This is a genomic window from Azospirillum griseum, from assembly GCF_003966125.1.
Taxonomy (GTDB): domain Bacteria; phylum Pseudomonadota; class Alphaproteobacteria; order Azospirillales; family Azospirillaceae; genus Azospirillum; species Azospirillum griseum.
Genome location: NZ_RXMA01000040.1, coordinates 14,394 through 32,750, shown reverse-complemented (window position 1 = coordinate 32,750; position 18,357 = coordinate 14,394). Strand labels below are relative to the sequence as shown.

General features: G+C 63.0%; 14 protein-coding genes. 9 read left to right on the top strand and 5 right to left on the bottom strand.

Annotated features, from left to right (window positions below):
• Window positions 1-540: 540 nt before the first annotated feature.
• The 9 genes from EJ903_RS24045 to galE all read left to right on the top strand — a co-directional run bounded on the left by EJ903_RS24045 (window position 541) and on the right by galE (window position 13,903).
• Entirely contained in the window at window positions 541-2,061 is a 1,521-nt protein-coding gene (locus tag EJ903_RS24045) for a B12-binding domain-containing radical SAM protein (protein ID WP_126620270.1), read from the top strand.
• A 78-nt stretch (window positions 2,062-2,139) separates the two neighbouring features.
• The gene (locus EJ903_RS24040) at window positions 2,140-3,147 is read left to right on the top strand and encodes a GHMP family kinase ATP-binding protein (protein WP_126620268.1); all 1,008 of its coding nucleotides are present in this window, start codon (window positions 2,140-2,142) and stop codon (window positions 3,145-3,147) included.
• A gap of 17 nt (window positions 3,148-3,164) precedes the next feature.
• Complete coding sequence (locus EJ903_RS24035) at window positions 3,165-3,800, top strand: NUDIX hydrolase (protein ID WP_126620266.1); 636 nt, start codon at window positions 3,165-3,167, stop codon at window positions 3,798-3,800.
• Window positions 3,731-7,102 (top strand): glycosyltransferase family protein, encoded by a 3,372-nt coding sequence (locus EJ903_RS24030; protein ID WP_126620264.1) that lies wholly within the window; start codon window positions 3,731-3,733, stop codon window positions 7,100-7,102. Before EJ903_RS24035 ends, EJ903_RS24030 begins: the two co-directional genes overlap by 70 nt.
• A 106-nt stretch (window positions 7,103-7,208) precedes the next feature.
• The gene (locus tag EJ903_RS24025; RefSeq protein WP_126620262.1) at window positions 7,209-8,648 is read left to right on the top strand and encodes a mannose-1-phosphate guanylyltransferase/mannose-6-phosphate isomerase; all 1,440 of its coding nucleotides are present in this window, start codon (window positions 7,209-7,211) and stop codon (window positions 8,646-8,648) included.
• A gap of 27 nt (window positions 8,649-8,675) precedes the next feature.
• A complete protein-coding gene (locus tag EJ903_RS27810; RefSeq protein WP_246015912.1) occupies window positions 8,676-9,083 on the top strand; it encodes a hypothetical protein in 408 nt (135 codons plus the stop codon).
• Window positions 9,084-9,089: 6 nt separating this feature from the next.
• Complete coding sequence (locus EJ903_RS24015; protein WP_126620260.1) at window positions 9,090-11,267, top strand: peptidase domain-containing ABC transporter; 2,178 nt, start codon at window positions 9,090-9,092, stop codon at window positions 11,265-11,267.
• A gap of 6 nt (window positions 11,268-11,273) precedes the next feature.
• On the top strand, window positions 11,274-12,710 hold the full coding sequence (locus tag EJ903_RS24010; protein ID WP_126620258.1) for an HlyD family type I secretion periplasmic adaptor subunit: 1,437 nt from the start codon (window positions 11,274-11,276) through the stop codon (window positions 12,708-12,710).
• 137 nt (window positions 12,711-12,847) lie between these two features.
• Entirely contained in the window at window positions 12,848-13,903 is a 1,056-nt protein-coding gene (gene galE / locus EJ903_RS24005) for a UDP-glucose 4-epimerase GalE (protein WP_126620256.1), read from the top strand.
• Here galE and EJ903_RS24000 read toward each other — a convergent pair.
• From EJ903_RS24000 to rfbC, 5 genes are all read right to left on the bottom strand, one after another.
• Entirely contained in the window at window positions 13,896-14,843 is a 948-nt protein-coding gene (locus EJ903_RS24000) for a UDP-glucuronic acid decarboxylase family protein (protein WP_126620274.1), read from the bottom strand. The genes galE and EJ903_RS24000 overlap by 8 nt on opposite strands.
• Window positions 14,844-14,891: 48 nt before the next feature.
• On the bottom strand, window positions 14,892-15,755 hold the full coding sequence (gene rfbA, locus EJ903_RS23995) for a glucose-1-phosphate thymidylyltransferase RfbA (protein ID WP_126620254.1): 864 nt from the start codon (window positions 15,753-15,755) through the stop codon (window positions 14,892-14,894).
• Window positions 15,756-15,769: 14 nt separating this feature from the next.
• The gene (rfbD, locus tag EJ903_RS23990) at window positions 15,770-16,660 is read right to left on the bottom strand and encodes a dTDP-4-dehydrorhamnose reductase (protein WP_126620252.1); all 891 of its coding nucleotides are present in this window, start codon (window positions 16,658-16,660) and stop codon (window positions 15,770-15,772) included.
• Window positions 16,657-17,721 (bottom strand): dTDP-glucose 4,6-dehydratase, encoded by a 1,065-nt coding sequence (gene rfbB, locus EJ903_RS23985; protein WP_126620250.1) that lies wholly within the window; start codon window positions 17,719-17,721, stop codon window positions 16,657-16,659. Before rfbB ends, rfbD begins: the two co-directional genes overlap by 4 nt.
• 82 nt (window positions 17,722-17,803) lie before the next feature.
• Complete coding sequence (gene rfbC / locus EJ903_RS23980; RefSeq protein ID WP_126620248.1) at window positions 17,804-18,355, bottom strand: dTDP-4-dehydrorhamnose 3,5-epimerase; 552 nt, start codon at window positions 18,353-18,355, stop codon at window positions 17,804-17,806.
• Between the last annotated feature and the right edge of the window lie 2 nt (window positions 18,356-18,357).

Genomic DNA, 18,357 nt, shown 5'->3' with positions numbered 1-18,357 from the left:
CGTGGTCTCGGCTTCAGCGGGGCCACCTTCCTACCCCGCTGCACTGCACCAGCCAATCTCTCGCTGATTTATGCGCCAAGGTCATGGGACATCGCTCCCTCGTGGAGGTTCTGGCAGGTTTCGTCGCCCACCTCGATACGCCGCCCTCTTCAAACCGTCATCACCCAGATTCCCGCATAGCTCTCTGATCATGATCCGAGTTATAATTTTTAATTAATTATCAAAGAAACAGCCACGTCCATCATTGGATGGAGACCGCTGTCACTTCATCCACTCATAAGAATTCTTAAAATCTCTTGAGATCACTCAAGATATATCGCTGGCGACAAATAGTCCTGCCTCCATTATACACAATTTATTTCACAGATTTTGTTAATAATACGTCGCAATCAAAGCAGCGCTCCCTATACGTCACCCCCCGTTTTGGGCTTCTCATTCAATATTGCCGTGAGAGACAATGTATTTTTTATAGACCGTTTCTTGCCTCTCGCCTATGGTGCACAGCACATTCCTCACTGCTCCGAGTCTGGCGACAATCCCATGAACGCGAATGTCGATCTCGTCCTCGTCAACCCCGGTGAACGGGCGCAAATCTACCAAACCTTGGGATCGACGTTGACGGCCATTGAGCCACCGCTCTGGTGTCGCCTGATTGGGGGATATGTTCGCGATCGTGGTCACTCCATCCACATCATTGATGCAGAGGCCGATCACCTGACCGCCGATCAGGTCGCGGCGCGCGTTGCCGAGTTGTCGCCGCGTCTGGTCGCCATGGTGGTGTTTGGTCATCAACCGTCAGCCTCCACGCAGCAAATGGTCGGGGCCGGGGTGACGTGCCGCGCCATCAAGGCGCACGCCCCCGACCAACCGATCATCATCATCGGCGGCCATGTCGCTGCGCTGCCGGAACGGACCCTGCGCGAGGAAGCCGTCGATTTCGCCTGCAACAGCGAAGGCCCCGTGACCGTTGCCCAGTTGCTCGACGCCCTGAAGGAAGACGTCCCACCCCTGGAAAAGGTCGAAGGGCTGGTCTATCGCGCCGAAACCGTCAACGGCACCTCCGACGAGACGGTCATTCGCAGCAACCTCTCACCGGCCTTGATCCGGGATTTGGACCAGGATCTGCATGGCAACGTGTGGGACCTGCTGCCAATGGAAAAGTACAGAGCGCACAACTGGCAATGTTTTGGTGATCTTGGAGCGCGGCAGCCATACGCCTCGATCTACACGTCGCTGGGTTGCCCTTACAAATGCAGCTTCTGCTGCATCAACGCGCCATTCGGGGTCAATCGTTACCGCATGCGTTCACCCGATGCGGTTGTCGCTGAAATCGACCTGCTCTACAACGAATACGGCGTCAAAACCTACAAGTTCATTGATGAGATGTTCGTGCTGAACGAACGTCATGTGTTGGCCATCTGCGACCGGCTGATCGAGCGCAACTATGATCTGAACATCTGGGCCTACGCCCGTGTCGACACGGTCAAGCCGCACATGCTGGAGAAACTGCGCAAGGCCGGTTTCCGCTGGCTGGCTCTGGGCATCGAGTCCGGCAGTGAGCATGTGCGCGACGGGGCCTCCAAATCCTTTACCCAGGATGACATCCGCGTCGTGGTGCAGTCGATCCAGGCGGCGGGCATTCATGTCATTGGCAATTACATTTTCGGCCTGCCCGACGATGATCTGGACAGCATGCGGGCAACGCTGGAGTTGGCCAAGGAGCTGAATTGCGAGTTCGGAAACTTCTATTCCGCCATGGCCTATCCCGGTTCTCCGCTCTACGCGATGGCGGTGGAAAAGGAATGGGCCTTGCCGGAACGGTGGAGCGGTTACTCACAGCACAGCTACGATTGCACCCCGCTTCCCACGGAAAAAATTTCGGCTGCCGAGGTTTTGCGTTTCCGCGACGAGGCATTCACCGAATATTTCACCAACAAACGTTATCTGGACATGGTAGCGCAACGTTTCGGCTGGGAAACCCGCGAGCACATTGAGCAGATGACCAAATATTCCTTGGCCCGTGCCTTGTTGGAAGACAATAAAGAGCTGGCTGCCGAATAGAAAAAATGGATATTATCAGAAAATGATTTATGGCCGCTTTTGAAAAGTGGCCATTGTTGCCAAGAAGGAAAACTGTCTGTGATCATCAGCCGCACCCCTTTCCGCATCTCCCTGTTCGGCGGGGGCACCGATTACCCGACCTGGGTGAGACACCATGGCGGGGCTGTGTTCGGGCTGTCGATCGATAAATACTGCTACCTCAGTGTCCGGAGCTTGCCCCCCTTCTTCGAGCACACATACCGGATCGCCTATTCGCGGATCGAGTTGGCCAAAACCATTGGCGATATTGAGCATCCGGCCGTCCGCGCCGTCTTCTCCGAGATGAACGTGTCGCGAGGACTTGAGGTCCATCACGACGCCGATTTGCCGGCGCGCTCCGGTCTTGGTTCCAGTTCGTCGTTCACGGTCGGCCTGCTGAACGCGCTCTACGCGATGCGCGGTGAAATGATCAGCAAGCACGATCTTGCCAACGAGGCGATCCGCATCGAACAGCAGGTGATCAGTGAGAATGTCGGTTGTCAGGATCAGATCTGGGCGGCCTATGGCGGGTTGAACCGGATTGATCTTCACACCGATGGCGGCTTTGCCGTCACCCCCCTGATCATCAGCCCGGAACGCCGCACCGAGCTTCTGTCCTCGATGCTGCTGGTTTTCACCGGGCTGTCACGCATCGCCTCGGAAGTCGCCAAAGAGAAAATCGACAACCTGGAACAGCGCGAACGCCAGTTGATGGGCATCCGCGCGATGGTGGACGATGGTGTGGCTCTGCTCAGCAACGAGCGTGAACCGGCCTACCGGCTGGGTGAGTTGATGCACGAGGCTTGGCAGCTCAAACGTCAGCTTGCCAGCAGCGTCAGCAATCCGTTGGTGGACGAGATCTACACCGAAGCACGGGCGGCGGGGGCCACGGGCGGCAAGCTTCTGGGGGCTGGCGGTGGTGGTTTCATGGTGTTCTTCGTCAAACCGGAAATGCGCGCCCGTCTGATCGAGCGACTGAACCGTTTGATCACGGTCAAGTTCGGCATCGATTATGGCGGGAGCAAGATCATCGTTTACGAACCGAGTTACGAGGTTGGTGCCGACTGACGTCAAAGGTTCGGACCATGACTCCGATCCGCACCGCCCGCCGCCTCCTCTACACAAACAGCAAATGGCGCGTGTACGCCGATGACTTGCGGGGCGACGGCACCACCGTCGATGGCTATCTTGTGCTTGTGCCGGTGCATTCCGACGCAAACATGGTCACAGGCGTTGCTGTGCTTGGGGAGACGGGAGGGCGCTTTGCCCTGCTGCACAACCATCGCCATCCCATCGAACAGCGCAGCTGGGAGATTGTAAAAGGCTTTGTTGATCAAGGGGAAACGCCAACAGATGCCGCCCTGCGTGAGTTGACCGAAGAAACCGGGCTGGTCTGCAAACCGGACAATCTGATACCCCTCGGCTCCTTCATGCCGGAGGGGGCCACCATGGCAGCGCGCGGCCTGTTGTTCCTGGCGCGGCATTGCCAACCCACCACCGAAAGCGCGCAACCGGACGGCAACCCGTCCGGCGAAATCGAAATTGGCCTTGGCCGCGTGACCCTGTTTGGTCAAAAGACATTGAAAAATATGGCTGAAACATCAGAGATTGAGGATGCTGCCACCCTGATTGGAATTTACCGGACTCTCGCATGGCTGGAACAACACCACGAAATGACGTTGCCCGGCACCTGTTCACATCAGGAAATTACACCGAACTGATCGCGCTGGACTGCGGTGACCTCTGGGAACACCACGCCGCCCTGGGTCTGATTGGTCGAACCGACGACGCGATCGATGGCCTGCGCCGATTTGATGGCCAAGCTCCCCGTTTTCACGAAGCCGCCGCGTTGTGGATCGCTGGCGATGAGAGCGGGGCGGTTGCCTTGCTGTCCAGGGTGGCGGGCATCTCTTCCCCCTGGCAGGCGCACGCACGGTCTCTGCTGGCGCTGCTGCGCAAGCCGCAGATCGCGGTGTTGTCCCTGCTGCCCTCCCCCTCCTCTGGCCCGCATGTGCTTCTGGCTGGCGGTGCCCTGGATGGAAAGTTTGATCTGACCAATGTTGGTTACACCAGCACGGATCGCCCCAACACGCCCTATGCCTCTGCGCATCGTCTTTGGCAGGGGCAGGAACCACCTGATTTTGCGCTGTGCGAGATGGTGGAATGGCACCAGATACCACCCGACCTCGACACGCTTCCTTGCCCGCTTCTGGGGCAGACCGCTGATTACGACATGCACATCCAGGCTGTGCTGCCTTGGTTGCGCATGTTCGACGAAATCATTGTCACCGATCACACGGAACATGCGGGCGTCAGCCCGCTGGTGACGGTTCCTGTCACCACCATCCCCAAAACCTTTGCCCACCCGATCCAGTTGCCAAGACCGCGACGGCGAGAGCGTGACATTGATATCTTCATTTCCGGGACCTTGTTTTCTCCCTGGCATCCTGACAAGGCCACTCTCCTTCACCAGATTCTCGGCCTTCCTGACGTGAAGGTGGCGGGTTTCAACGGATTCATTCCCAACGAAACCTATTATGACCTGCTGTCCCGCAGTCGGCTGTCGGTGTCGTATTACAGACGCCCCGGTGGCATGGTGACACGCGGCATCGAAGCCGCCTGCATGGGGTGCGTCACATTGGTGCAAGAAGGCAGCGTTCTGCCCTTGTACGCCGGATCCGATCATGGATTGGTGAGTTATTCCGCCTCTCCCGATGGGCTGGCCCAAACGATCCGTCATGTCCTGGCACACTATGACCATCATGAGGCGCGCGCCTGGCGTGCGGTGCCACGGTTGCGCCAAGCACTGGCACCGGATGTGGTGGCGTCGCACTATCTGCGTCTGTGCGCGGTCTTGGCCACACGGCCACGCTCTTCACGCCGCGCGTCGGCACCGTCACCGGCTGACCGCGCGCAAAAGCGCGTCATCTTCTGGAAAGGATGGCAACCCGGTGGCGGGTTGGAAAAAGCAGCGGAAGCGTTGGAAACCGCCAACATCGCCCATTTCCAGCAGAGGCTTGCACAAACGCCGGACAACAACGGGCAAGCCGCAGGGCGGATTGCCAATGATCTGGCACGCGAAAGGCTGATCGGTCTGGCCACACGCCTGATGGCGGTGCGCGAGCATGATCCGGTTCCCGGATCGGATCCGATTCCGCCCGAATCACCCATCGCGATCCTGCGCGATGAGCTGTTTGCTCTTCAGGCCCGTTGGACGACGCTCCGCCCCCACGATCTGGTTCTCCGCTTCAATGATCTGCGGGCACGGCTTCATTTTGGCACCGCGACCGATGCGGCCACGGCGATGCGGGACATCGAAGCGGCCCTGGCCGTTCCGGAAACCGAATGGATCATCGCGCCGGAGGATGATGTCCTCCCCTATGATTTGTTTGAGCGGTTTTTCAACTATCGTGGGTATCTGGATCATGTGGTGGCCGCATTCTCGGAGGCTCATGAGCCTTCCGATGACTCACGCGCCACACTGATCCGGCTGATCCGCGCCTCGCTTTACCATTATCTGGCGCGCACAAGCGGAAACGGCGCGTTCGGGCTGGATTATGCCTGCGAAGCTGTGCGGCTTGACCCGAACTTCCCGTTCTATCAACTGGATCTGGCCAAACGGCTGGCAATCCTGACCGGACCGCAAGAACGGAAGGCGGCGATCACCCTTCTGACCGGGCTGAGCAACCGCAGTTTGGTGGCGGTTGAAGCGCAGGATGTCCTGATCCGACTCATGGCAGAACAGAATGAGGGTCCGTTGCCATCGCAGCCGTCGTTGAACGCTGCGCGGATTGGACTCTCAATGATTGATGCCGAAGGGTACCGCGCCCGTCTGAGCAGCCCCTATCATCGTTGCCAGCAACTCAGCCGGAATGGTTGGCGAGGCCCAAAATCCGTGCGGATTTCCCCTTCGGACACAACCCCGGTTTTGTCGGTGGTGCTGGTTGACCGCGCCCAACGGGATTGTTCGATCCTACGCGCCGCCCTGGCCCGTCAAACCATCGATCGCTCTTCATACGAACGAATTATCGTTGATTTGTATGATGAAATTCATGAACTCGCAGCCCGTGACGCCGATCATGTCATTGCGTGTTGTCAAACAGACATCATTCCACATGTTGGTCGTGGCCTGAACGCGGGTCTTCTTGCCTCACGCGGCAAGGTGTCTGTCCTGATCGCTGGCGTTCTGCCATTGAGTGAGCATCCGGCTGACTCCATCTTGCCCGCCGATTTTCTGGAAAACGCCCTTCGCCTGTCCGACATGGAGCGGGCCGGGCATGTTCTGTTTCACCGCTTCCCCAACGGCGGTGGTGCCTTGGCCGGGCAGACCACGGAGCTTCTGGCGTCATGGGGGCTGGACGAACATGAGGCCTTTCAAGGCCATGCGGATGGCCTTGCGGACTTCGCCAACCGGCTGCACGCGTTGGGTGTGACCGTAGAGGAGACAACGCCGGGATCCCCGACCGCTGAAACGCTTGAGGAGTTGAACACGCTGCGCCACGCCCTGTGGCCAATCCTAAAACAATCAAAGCGCTCAAATCCGCTTCTCGGGAACCATCTTGTCACGCAGCGCAATGAAAAAATCAATATGGAAGGCGATGGCCTGAATATATTGCAGAAAATAAATCAAACTGTCCTTGTCGATTCTCTGGATGAAGGCGAAGGTTTTGTTGTTTCTTTTGACGCAATTCCCGGTTATGTCTTGAAAGGAAAGCATATTTCTTTGCCAAGCGGCACCTATCGTCTGGTGGTAACGGGGCAGGTTTGGAACACACAGAACCCACACAAGCCGGTCTTGGGTATGGAAATTGTCCAGGACGACGACAAGGTTCTGCTGTCGGGCGGGCTGACGGCAACCTCGCTGCCCGATGGAGCCGTCGTCACCTTCCATGTCCCGAATCTTGTCTACAGACCGGATGGCGGGGTGGAGTTCCGTCTTGTCCATTTGGGAAACGCGACGGTGCGCGTGGATGCCATGCGTCTCCATTTGCTTTCTGAATCAACGGAAGGCGCCCCGAACTGATGGGGCGGCCCGTGGCGCTTGTCGCGGGTTGGAACGCCGGTCTATAACGGCGCAGTCCAAGGGCGTCGGCGCGCCCTGCCATGCATCTCCACCATAGGGCGACCCGATGACCGGCAATTCCGTGCAGACCATCGTTCCGGTGCTGTTGTCCGGCGGTACGGGATCGCGCCTGTGGCCGCTGTCTCGCGAACTCTACCCAAAACAGTTCCTGCCGCTGTGCTCCGACCGCAGCCTGTTGCAAGACACCGCCTTGCGGGTTGGAACCGCCGTCAATGGTCTGACCTTCACCGCGCCGCTGGTCATCTGCAACCAGGAGCACCGCTTCCTCGCCGCCGAACAGCTTCGCCAGTCGCGTTGCGCGCCGCGCGGCATCATCCTGGAACCAACCGGTCGCAACACCGCCGCCGCCTGCGCGCTCGCCGCCCTTGCGGTTGAGGACCCCGACGCGCTGCTGCTGGTGCTGCCCGCCGACCACGAGGTTCGCGACACCGCCGCCTTCCATCGGGCGGTCGCGGTCGCGGTGCAGGCGGCCGCCAGCGACCGGCTTGTCACCTTCGGCATCACCCCGACCCGACCGGAAACCGGCTATGGGTACATCCGGCGCGGCCAACCGATGGCCGACGTCGATGGGGCTTTCGATGTCGACGCCTTTGTCGAAAAGCCGTCCCTGGAGGTGGCGCAAGGCTATGTCGCGGCGGCGACCTACGCCTGGAACAGCGGCATGTTCCTGTTTCCCGTCGGGCGTTTGCTCGCCGAGTTGGCCGAACATGTTCCAGAGGTGCTGGCCGCGTGCCGCGAGGCGTTGGACGGCGGATCACGCGATCTCGACTTCTTCCGTCTGGATCCGGCGGCTTTCGCCCGTGCGCCCAGCATCTCCATCGACTATGCGGTTATGGAGCGCACGGCCCGTGCCGCCGTTGTCCCCTGCGAGATCGGTTGGACCGATGTCGGTGCCTGGTCGGCGCTGTGGGATGTCGGGACCAAGGACACCGACGGCAACGTCACCGTTGGCGACGTGCTGCTGGAGGGTGCCCGCGACTGCTACGTCCGCAGCGACAGCCACCTGACCGCCCTGGTCGGAATCGAAAACGCGGTGGTCGTGGTCGTGGACGACGCCGTGCTGGTGGCCGACCGCAACCGGACCCAGGACGTCAAGCGCATCGTCGACCGGTTGAAGGCCGATGGCCGCAGCGAATCCTCCACCCATCGCCGTGTCCACCGCCCCTGGGGTTCCTACCAGTCGCTCCACACCGGCGACCGCTTCCAGGTGAAGAGCCTGACCATCTCCCCCGGCTCGCGCCTGTCGCTGCAAAAGCACCATCACCGCGCCGAACATTGGGTGGTGGTCAACGGGACCGCCCTGGTCACGCGCGGCGAGGAGGAGGTGATGGTGTACGAAAACCAATCGATCTACATTCCGATCGGAACGGTCCACCGGTTGGAAAATCCGGGCAAGGTGCCTCTGACCATCATCGAGGTGCAGTCAGGGTCTTATCTGGGCGAGGATGACATCGTCCGCTTGGAGGACGTCTACGGGCGGAGCTGAGGCTTCCCTCCCACCGCTGGAGCCACCATGACCATCGACCCACCCGCCGACGACCGCCTGCCCGAACTGTACGCCGACGGCGTGTTCGATGTCGGTTTCGGCAACGGCATGGTGCGCATCGACCTTTACAGCCTGTCGGCGGTTCGCAAGGACGCGGGCGGGCACCCCCTGCCCACCATCCGCCAGCGGGTGGTGATGAGCCTGCCGGGTTTCCTGGCCAGCCTCGACGCGCTGGAGGGCATGCGCCGGCGGCTGGAGGAGGCGGGCGTTCTTGGCGGACCCGGCCATCCCGCCCCCAGCCATCCCGCCCCCCGTCATCCCACCGAGACCGCGTCGCCCGTGCCACCGCGTCACGCCCCCCATGCCACGCCCCCTTCCCCCGCCCGCATGGAGACGCCGCAACCGTCCCCACCCCGTTCGCCGAATTTTGATTGAGCGCAGATGATCGGGGCCGGTTCCGACCACACACGCGGTCCGGAGGAGGGAACCGCCTTGCGCTGCCTGGCTCTGGTGGCGCGTCACCATGGTCTGGCCGCCTCGCCGACCGCCTTGCGTGACCGTCTGGCTCCCGGTGATGACGAGCCGTCGACCGCCGATGCGCTGCGGATCGCCACCGCCATGGGCTTCAAGGCATCCGCCCGCCGCTTGGACTGGCGCGGGCTTTGCGCCCTGCCGCCGGTCTTTCCGGTGCTGGCGCGGCTGACCAACGGCAACAGCGTGATCCTGGTCGGCCTGTCGCCACCATCGGGCGCTGACGCCGGAGCGATGGTGGGGATCGTCGATCCGCTGGCCGACCGGTTGGATGTGATCGATGTGCCGCGCGACCGCTTTCTGGAGCGGTGGAACGGCGAGCTGATTTTTCTGAAGCCGCGCCGCCGCCTGTCCGACCCGCAACAGCCCTTTGGGCTTCGCTGGTTCCTGCCGGAGGTGCTGCGCCAGAAGGGGGCCTTTCGCGATGTGCTGGTCGCGGCCCTGGCGTTGCACGCCTTGGCCCTGGCCGTGCCGGTCTATTTCCAGATCGTGATCGACAAGGTGCTGGTGCACGAAACGGTCGCCACCTTGCAGGTGCTGACCATCGGTGTCCTGGGCGGGCTGCTGTTCGAGACGGTCTTCCGCTTCCTGCGCCAGTTCATCCTGTTGGCCGCCGCCAACCGGATCGACATCCGGCTTTTGAACCGAACCTTCGGCCATTTGCTGGACCTGCCCATCACCTTTTTTGACGCGCGCCCGGCGGGCATCACCGTGCGCCACATGCAGCAGGTGGAGCGGATCCGGGAGTTTCTGACCGGCACCCTGCTGTCCACCGCACTGGACAGCCTGATGCTGCTGGTCTTCCTGCCGGTTCTGGCCGTCTATTCGCCCAAATTGACGCTGTTGGTGTTGCTGTTCGGCTTTCTGATCACCGTGGTGATGATGGCCCTCGTGCCGCTCTATCGGAACCGCCTGCGGGATCTGTACGCCGCCGACGCCGACCGGCAGGCGATGTTGGTGGAAACCATCCACGGCATGCGCACCGTGAAATCCTCCGCCCTGGAGGCTTTGCAACGCCGTCAGTGGGACAGCCGGGCCGCGCATGCGGTGACAAACCATTATCGGGTTGGGCGGATCGCCATCGTTGCCCGCAGCCTGACCGAGTTTCTGGAAAAGGCGATGATGGTGGCGGTGGTCGCGGTTGGGGCGCTCGACGTCTTCGACCACCAGATGACCGTCGGCGCGCTCATCGCCTTCCAGATGCTGGCGGGTCGGGTGGTGACGCCGTTGGCCCAACTGGTTGCGCTGGTGCACCAGTATCAGGAAACCGCCCTGTCGGTGCGCATGCTGGGCGAGGTGATGAACCATCCGGCTGAATCCCGGCGCGAGGGGGCCGGAGCCTGCCCCCCTCTTTCCGGTCGCATCACGGTCGACGGGGTTGGCTTCCGGTACGACCACCACCGCCCCCCTGCGCTTGCGGGCGTCACGCTGGACATTGCGGCGGGGTCGGTGGTCGGGCTGGTCGGACGCAGCGGATCGGGGAAAAGCACGCTGATGCGCCTGCTGCAGGGGGTCTACCCCCCCCAGGAGGGGGCCATCCGCTACGATGGGCTGGACATCCGGGAGCTTGATCTGACCCATCTGCGCCGCTCCATCGGTGTGGTGTTGCAAGACAATTTCCTGTTTCGCGGCAGCATCCGCGACAACATCGCGATGACCCTGCCCGGTGCCCCGCGCGAGGCGGTGGTCGAGGCCGCCCGTCTGGCGGGGGCCGACGACTTCATCCGCGCTCTGCCCGACGGCTACGACACCCTGGTGGAGGAAGGGGCGAGCAATCTGTCGGGGGGCCAGAAACAGCGCATCGCCATCGCCCGCGCCCTGTTGCCGCAACCGCGTGTCCTGATCCTGGACGAGGCGACCAGCGCGCTCGATCCCGACAGCGAGGCGGTTGTCATGACCGGTCTGCGCCGCATCGCCCAAGGCCGCACGGTGCTGATCGTCACCCATCGGCTGACCACCCTGACCGGCTGCGACACCATCGCCGTGCTGGAGCAGGGCCACCTGATCGACCAGGCCCCCCACCCGGTTCTGCTCGCCCGCTGTGGGGAATACCGGCATCTGTGGCAACAGCAGAACCGGGGGCATTGAGCCGCGATGACGGGCGTCCCCTCCTCGGCTGGCCAACCGGATCCCAAAGCTTCGGCAACGGGGGGACCGCCGCCGCAACCGCCCCTGCCCCCCGCTTTTGCCCTGTCCTATCTGCCCGATGGCGCGTCGGTCGAACACGCCCCCCTGCCCTGGCTGGCGCGCGCCACGCTGTATGCCCTGCTTGCTCTTCTGGTCGCGCTGGTGGCGTGGGCCGGGTTGGCGCATGTGGACCGCATCGTGGCGGCGGGGGGGCGGTTGGTGACGACAGCCCCGTTGGTGGTGGTCCAACCGCTGGAAACGGCGGTGGTGCGGGAGGTGACGGTGCGGGTCGGCGACCGCGTTCGGGTCGGCGACCGGTTGGCGACGCTCGATCCCACCTTCGTGGCGGCGGATCTCGCCGATCTCAGCGCCCGGCTGAGCAGCCTGGACGCACAGGTGGCCCGTCTGCGTGCGGAATTGGATGGGACCGCTTACCCCCTGGCCACGACCATGCCCGATGCCGCGCTCCAAGCCGCCATCCTGGACCGGCGGCGCGCGGAATATGGTGCCCGGCTGGCCAGCTTCGACGAAAAGGTCAACCGGCTGGAGGCGGCGTTGCGGTCGAACCGGCGGGCGCAGACCGGGCTTGCCGAACGGCTGGATCTGGTCGGAGAGATGGAGGCGATCCGCCGTCAGCTTCAGGAACGTCAGACCGGCTCACGCCTGATGTGGCTGGAGGCGCGCAACGAGAGCCTGCGTTTGCGCGACGAGTTGGCAACCCTGATGGATCACGAGCGCGAAAACCGGCACGAACTGTCTGGAACCCAGGCGGACCGCGCCGCCTTCATGGACGAATGGCGACGCAAGACGGCGGAAGAGCTGGTGGAGTTGAATCGCCAGAGGGCGACGCTGACCGAGCAGGTGGCCAAAGCCGAACGGCGGCGCGCTCTGGTCACGCTGACCGCCCCGCTGGACGCGGTGGTGTTGGAGGTGGCGCGGCGCTCCGTCGGGTCCGTGATCCGCGAGGCCGAACCCCTGATAACGCTGGTGCCCGCCGACGTGCCGCTGGAGGTCGAGGCGGAGATTCCGTCACGCGACATCGGGCTGGTGCGGGTCGGCGACACGGTGCGGGTCAAGCTGGACGCCTTTCCCTTCCAACGGCACGGCACCCTGTCGGGAACCGTGCGCACCATCAGCGCCGATGCCTTCGCCACCGGTGCAACCACCAGCGGCACGGCGACGGACGGCAGCGGCGCGGAGGGAAACCGCTCCCCATCCGGGGGGACGGTCTTCCGCACCCGGGTGCGGTTGCTCACCACCCGCCTCGACGCGGTGCCGGAAGACACCCGGATCACACCGGGAATGGCCGCGACGGTCGAGATTCGGGTGGGCAGCCGGTCCATACTGTCCTATTTCCTCTATCCCATTGTGCGCGTGTTGGACGAAAGCATCCGTGAACCATAACCCCACCACCCTGTTTCCCTATCGGCGGTCCATGCAGAAAGCCCTTGCGCCGATGCCGAGGGGCTGTTCGGGTGCGCGGCGGAGCGGGCGCGACGCCCGACCGGAGTGTTGCGATGTTGTGTGAAGAAGGCGCCCCGATGACCACTCACCCCGTTTCGGCTGCACGCGATGCGGTGCTGGTGACGGGTGGGGCCGGTTACATCGGGTCTCACGCCGTGCTGGCGCTGCGCGATCAGGGCCGATCCGTCGTCGTTCTGGACGATCTGTCCGTCGGCCATCGAAGCGCGGTCCCCGCCGGGGTGCCGCTGATCGAGGGCGATGTTGGCGACCAGGAGAGGGTGATCGACCTTTTCGCCCGCTACGGCGTTGGCACGGTCATGCATTTCGCGGGCAGCATCGTCGTGTCGGAATCGGTGGAGCAGCCGCTCGCCTATTACCGCAACAACACGGTGAACAGCCTCGCCTTGATCGAAGCCTGCGCGCGGGCCAGAATCGGTCGGTTCATCTTTTCTTCCTCCGCCTCCGTCTATGGCATGCCCGACCGGCAGCCAATCGGCGAGGACGCGCCGACCCAGCCGATCAACCCCTACGGCGTGTCAAAGCTGATGACCGAGTGGATGCTGCGCGACGCCGCCGCCGCCCATGGTCTGCGTTACGTTGCCCTGCGCTACTTCAACGTCGCCGGCGCTGACCCGCAGGGGCGTTCCGGGCAACGATCGCGGGAGGCCACGCATCTGATCAAGATCGCCGCCCAGACCATCACCGGCCAGCGGCGGGAGTTGAACATCTTCGGCGACGATTACGACACCCCGGACGGCACCTGTGTTCGGGATTATCTGCATGTCAGCGATCTTGCCGAGGCGCACATCGCCGCCCTGGCCCATCTGGAACGGGGCGGGGACTCGCAGATCCTGAATTGCGGGTATGGGCGCGGCCATTCGGTGCGCGAGGTGCTGGCGATGGTGGAGCGGGTGAGCGGCCGGTCTCTGCCGACGCGGGTGGCCCCCCGCCGGGCTGGCGATCCCCCCGCCCTGGTGGCCAGTGCCGCACGGATCGGGCGGGTGTTGGGGTGGACGCCGCGTCATGCCGATCTTGAGGGAATCGTCGCCTCGGCGATCGCCTGGGAGGAGCGCCTGATGACCGAACAGGCGGCGGGGCTGGAGCCGCACGCCCCGAAAAGCCGCGTCAGGTGAAGAATCGGTTGCGGAAATAGGCGATGGTGCGGTCCAAGCCCTCTTCCAGCGGGACCGTGGGTTCCCAATCCAGCAAAGCGCGGGCTTTGGTGATGTCGGGACGGCGCTGTTTGGGATCGTCCTGCGGCAAGGGGTGGTGTTCGATGCGCGAGGTGGAACCGGTCAGGCGGATCACCGTCTCCGCCAGTTCCAGCATGGTGAACTCGCCGGGATTGCCGAGGTTGAGGGGGCCGGTGATCGCCGCCGGGGTGTCCATGAAACGCAGGAACCCTTCGATCAGATCATCGACGTAACAGAAGGAGCGCGTCTGCTGCCCGTCGCCGTAGACGGTGATCGGCTCGCCCTTCATCGCCTGGATGATGAAGTTCGACACCACCCGACCATCGTTGGGGTGCATGCGCGGGCCATAGGTGTTGAAGATGCGGATGACCTTGATCGACAGCGCGTGCTGGCGATGATAGTCGAAAAACAGGGTCTCGGCGCAGCGCTTGCCTTCGTCGTAGCAGGCGCGCGGACCGACCGGGTTCACGTTGCCCCAATAGTCCTCCGGTTGGGGATGAACCGCCGGATCGCCGTAAACCTCGGAGGTCGATGCCTGCAGGATGCGGGCACCGACGCGCTTGGCCAGCCCCAGCATGTTGATGGCCCCGTGCACGCTGGTCTTGGTGGTTTGCACCGGGTCGTGCTGGTAATGGATCGGGGAGGCGGGACAGGCAAGGTTGTAGATCTCGTCCACCTCGACATAGAGCGGAAACGTCACGTCGTGGCGCATCAGCTCGAAATGCGGGTCGGACAGCAGCCGCAACACGTTGTCGCGGCTGCCGGTGAAGAAATTGTCGACGCAGAGGACATCATTCCCGGCCGCCAACAGCCGTTCGCACAGATGAGACCCCAGAAAACCGGCCCCACCGGTCACAAGCACACGCTTTCGGTTTTTCAGAGGCTGCACGGCAATGATGATCCTGTTCCGTCGTCGAGGCTGAAGGGCCTATCCCAGCAACCCCAGCAGATAGCGGCCATACTCGTTTTTCTTCAGCGGTTCGGCCAGACGCCGCACCTGTTCGGCGTCGATCCAACCGGCGGTGTAGGCGATCTCCTCCGGGCAGGAAATCTGCAAGCCCTGACGGTGTTGGATGGTGCGGACGAACTCCGCCGCCTCCAGCAGGCTGTCGTGGGTGCCGGTGTCGAACCAGCCATAACCACGGCCCATCTGTTCGACCGACAGCTTGCCCAACTCCAGATAAGCGGCGTTGACCGAGGTGATCTCCAGCTCGCCGCGCTCCGACGGCTTCACCGCCGCCGCGATGTCCAGCACGTCGTTGTCGTAGAAATAGAGGCCGGTGACGGCCCATTTGGAGCGGGGTTGGACCGGCTTTTCCTCGATGCTCAGGGCGCGGCCCTGGGCGTCGAACTCCACCACACCATAGCGCTCGGGATCGCGCACGGCGTAGGCGAAGACGCTGGCCCCATCGGTCTTTTCGCCCGCCGCGCGCAGCAGGCTGGTCAGCCCGTGGCCGTAGAAGATGTTGTCGCCCAGAACCAGCGCGCAGGGATCGTTGCCGACGAATTCCCGCCCGATGATGAAAGCCTGCGCCAGCCCGTCGGGCGACGGTTGGATGGCGTAGGTCAAATTCAGACCCCACTGCGATCCATCGCCCAGCACCGTCTGGAACAGGGGCTGGTCGTGTGGGGTGGTGATGACCAGGATGTCCCGGATCCCCGCCAGCATCAGCGTGCTGAGGGGAAAATAGATCATCGGCTTGTCGTAGATCGGCAGCAGCTGCTTGCTGATCGCCCGAGTCACCGGGTAGAGGCGGGTGCCGGAACCTCCGGCCAGAATGATGCCCTTCATGGTCCTGAAGCCCCTTACGCCTGCGGCGGGTTGGTGAACAGTTCGTCCAGAACACGGTCCAGGCTGTCCGGCCAAGGGGGGCAGGCGACACCCAGCCGGTCACGGGCGCGGCCGCAATCCAGCCGCGAATTGGCCGGGCGGCGGGCGGGGGTCGGGTAATCCGCCGTGCCGATGGCGGTCAGGCGCGGGCGCTTGCCGGTGCGCTCTTCCAGGCGTTGGAAGATTTGCTCCGCGAAACCATGCCAGGTGGTGTAGCCGGTTCCGGTTAGGTGGTAGGTGCCCCAGGCGGCGGCCCCGGCTGTTGCGATGGTCCCGGCGATGTGGGTGATCGCGGCGGCCAGATCGGCGGCGGCCGTGGGGGAACCGTGCTGATCGGCGACCACCCGCATCTCGTCCCGCTCTTTGCCGAAGCGCAGCATCGTCTTGACGAAATTGTTCCCGTAGGCGCTGTAAACCCAGGAGGTGCGCAGGATCACATGGTGCGCAAGGGTTGAGCGCACCGCCTCCTCGCCCGCCGCCTTGCTGGCACCATAGACGCCCAACGGGTTGATCGGATCGTCTTCGGTGTAAACACCATCCTTCGTCCCGTCGAACACGTAATCCGTCGAGACATGGATGAACGGGATGCCGCGCGCCGCGCAGGCCGCCGCCATCAAACCGGGGCCGTCACGGTTCACGGCAAAGGACAGATCGACCTCGCTCTCGGCCTTGTCCACGGCGGTGTGCGCGGTGGCATTGACCAGCAGATCGGGGGCGTGGTCGGCCACCGCCTTGTCCACATCGCCCGGTCGGGTCACATCGAAATCGGGATAGGGCAGCCCCACCACGTCGGTGCCGGGTGCCCAATTGGCCCGCATCAGTTCGAAGCCAAGCTGGCCGTTGCTGCCGAGAACGAGAACCTTCACGCCGTCGCTCCTTCCGTCAGGCCCAGCCGCTCGCCTTGATAGGAGCCGTTCAGGATGGCCTGCCACCATTCGCGGTTTTCCAGATACCAGGCCACCGTCTTGCGCAGCCCGGTTTCGAAGCTTTCCTGCGGCGTCCACCCCAGTTCGCGTTCGATCTTGCCCGCGTCGATGGCGTAACGCTTGTCATGGCCGGGACGGTCGGTGACGAAGGAGATCAACCGGTCATGCGGCGCGCCCGCCGGAGCCAGTTCGTCCAGCAGCGCGCAGATGGCGCGGACGACCTCCAGGTTGGTGCGTTCGTTGTGGCCGCCGATGTTGTAGCTCTCCCCGATCCGGCCTTTTTCCAGGACCAGCCGAAGCGCGCGGGCATGATCCTCGACATACAGCCAGTCACGGACATTGTCGCCCTTGCCGTAAACCGGCAGTTTTTCGCCCGCCAGCCCCTTCAGGATCATCAGCGGGATCAGCTTTTCCGGAAAATGATAGGGGCCGTAATTGTTGGAGCAATTGGTCAACACGACCGGCAGCCCGTAGGTCTCATGCCACGCGCGCACCAGATGGTCGCTCGACGCCTTGCTGGCCGAATAGGGGGAGTTCGGGCTGTAGGCGGTGGTTTCGGTGAAGAACCCATCGTCGCCCAGCGTGCCGAACACCTCATCGGTGGAAATGTGGTGGAACCGGAAGGTCTCTTTCCGCTCCGTCGGCAACTCCGACCAGTAGCGGCGCGCGGCCTCCAGCAGACGGAAGGTGCCAACAACGTTGGTCTGGATGAATTCGCCCGGCCCGTCGATCGAACGGTCCACATGGGATTCGGCGGCCAGATGCATCACCGCGTCGGGCTGGTGGGTGTCGAACACCCGGCGCAGTTCGACCGCGTCGCAGATGTCCACCCGTTCAAAAACGTAGCGGGGATGTTCAGCCGCCCCCGGCAGGGACGACAGGTTGGCCGCGTAGGTCAGCTTGTCGACATTGATGACAACGGAGTCGGTCTCGGCAAGAAGTTGGCGGACCACCGCCGAGCCGATGAAACCGGCACCGCCGGTGACGAGGATGCGCGTCATTGAACCACCTTGCCCAACCATCCCAGGAAAACGAAAGGCGGCCCGCCTCGCCTGAGACGGGCCACCCTATTCCATAGCGCGGTTAGAAGCAGTCGCCAAGCTCAGCGAGGGGCGGGTGCTTGTGATCCTTGTCCGACAGGCGGGCCTTGTCCCCGCTCACCGGCCAGTCGATGCCCAGAGCGGGGTCATTCCACAACAACCCCCGGTCGTGCTCCGGCGAGTAATAGTTTGTGACCTTATAAATGACCTCGGTGTCCGGCTCCAGCGTGCAGAAACCGTGGGCGAAGCCGATCGGAACCAGGATCTGGTTCCACTCGGCGGCGCTGATGACCGCCGTGACGTGCTGGCCATAGGTGGGGGAGTTGCGGCGAATGTCCACCGCCACATCCAGAATGGCCCCGCGCACCACCCGCAGCAGCTTGTCCTGGGCAAACGGAGGCAACTGGAAATGCAGACCGCGCACGGTGCCGACCTCGGCCGACAGCGATTGATTGTCCTGCACGAAATCAAGATCGATCCCGGCGGCCGCAAACGCCTTCTTGTTGTAAGTCTCCGAGAAGAAGCCGCGATGATCGCCGAACTTCTTCGGGCGGATGATCTTCACGTCGGGAATGTCCAGGGAAACGATGTCCATGG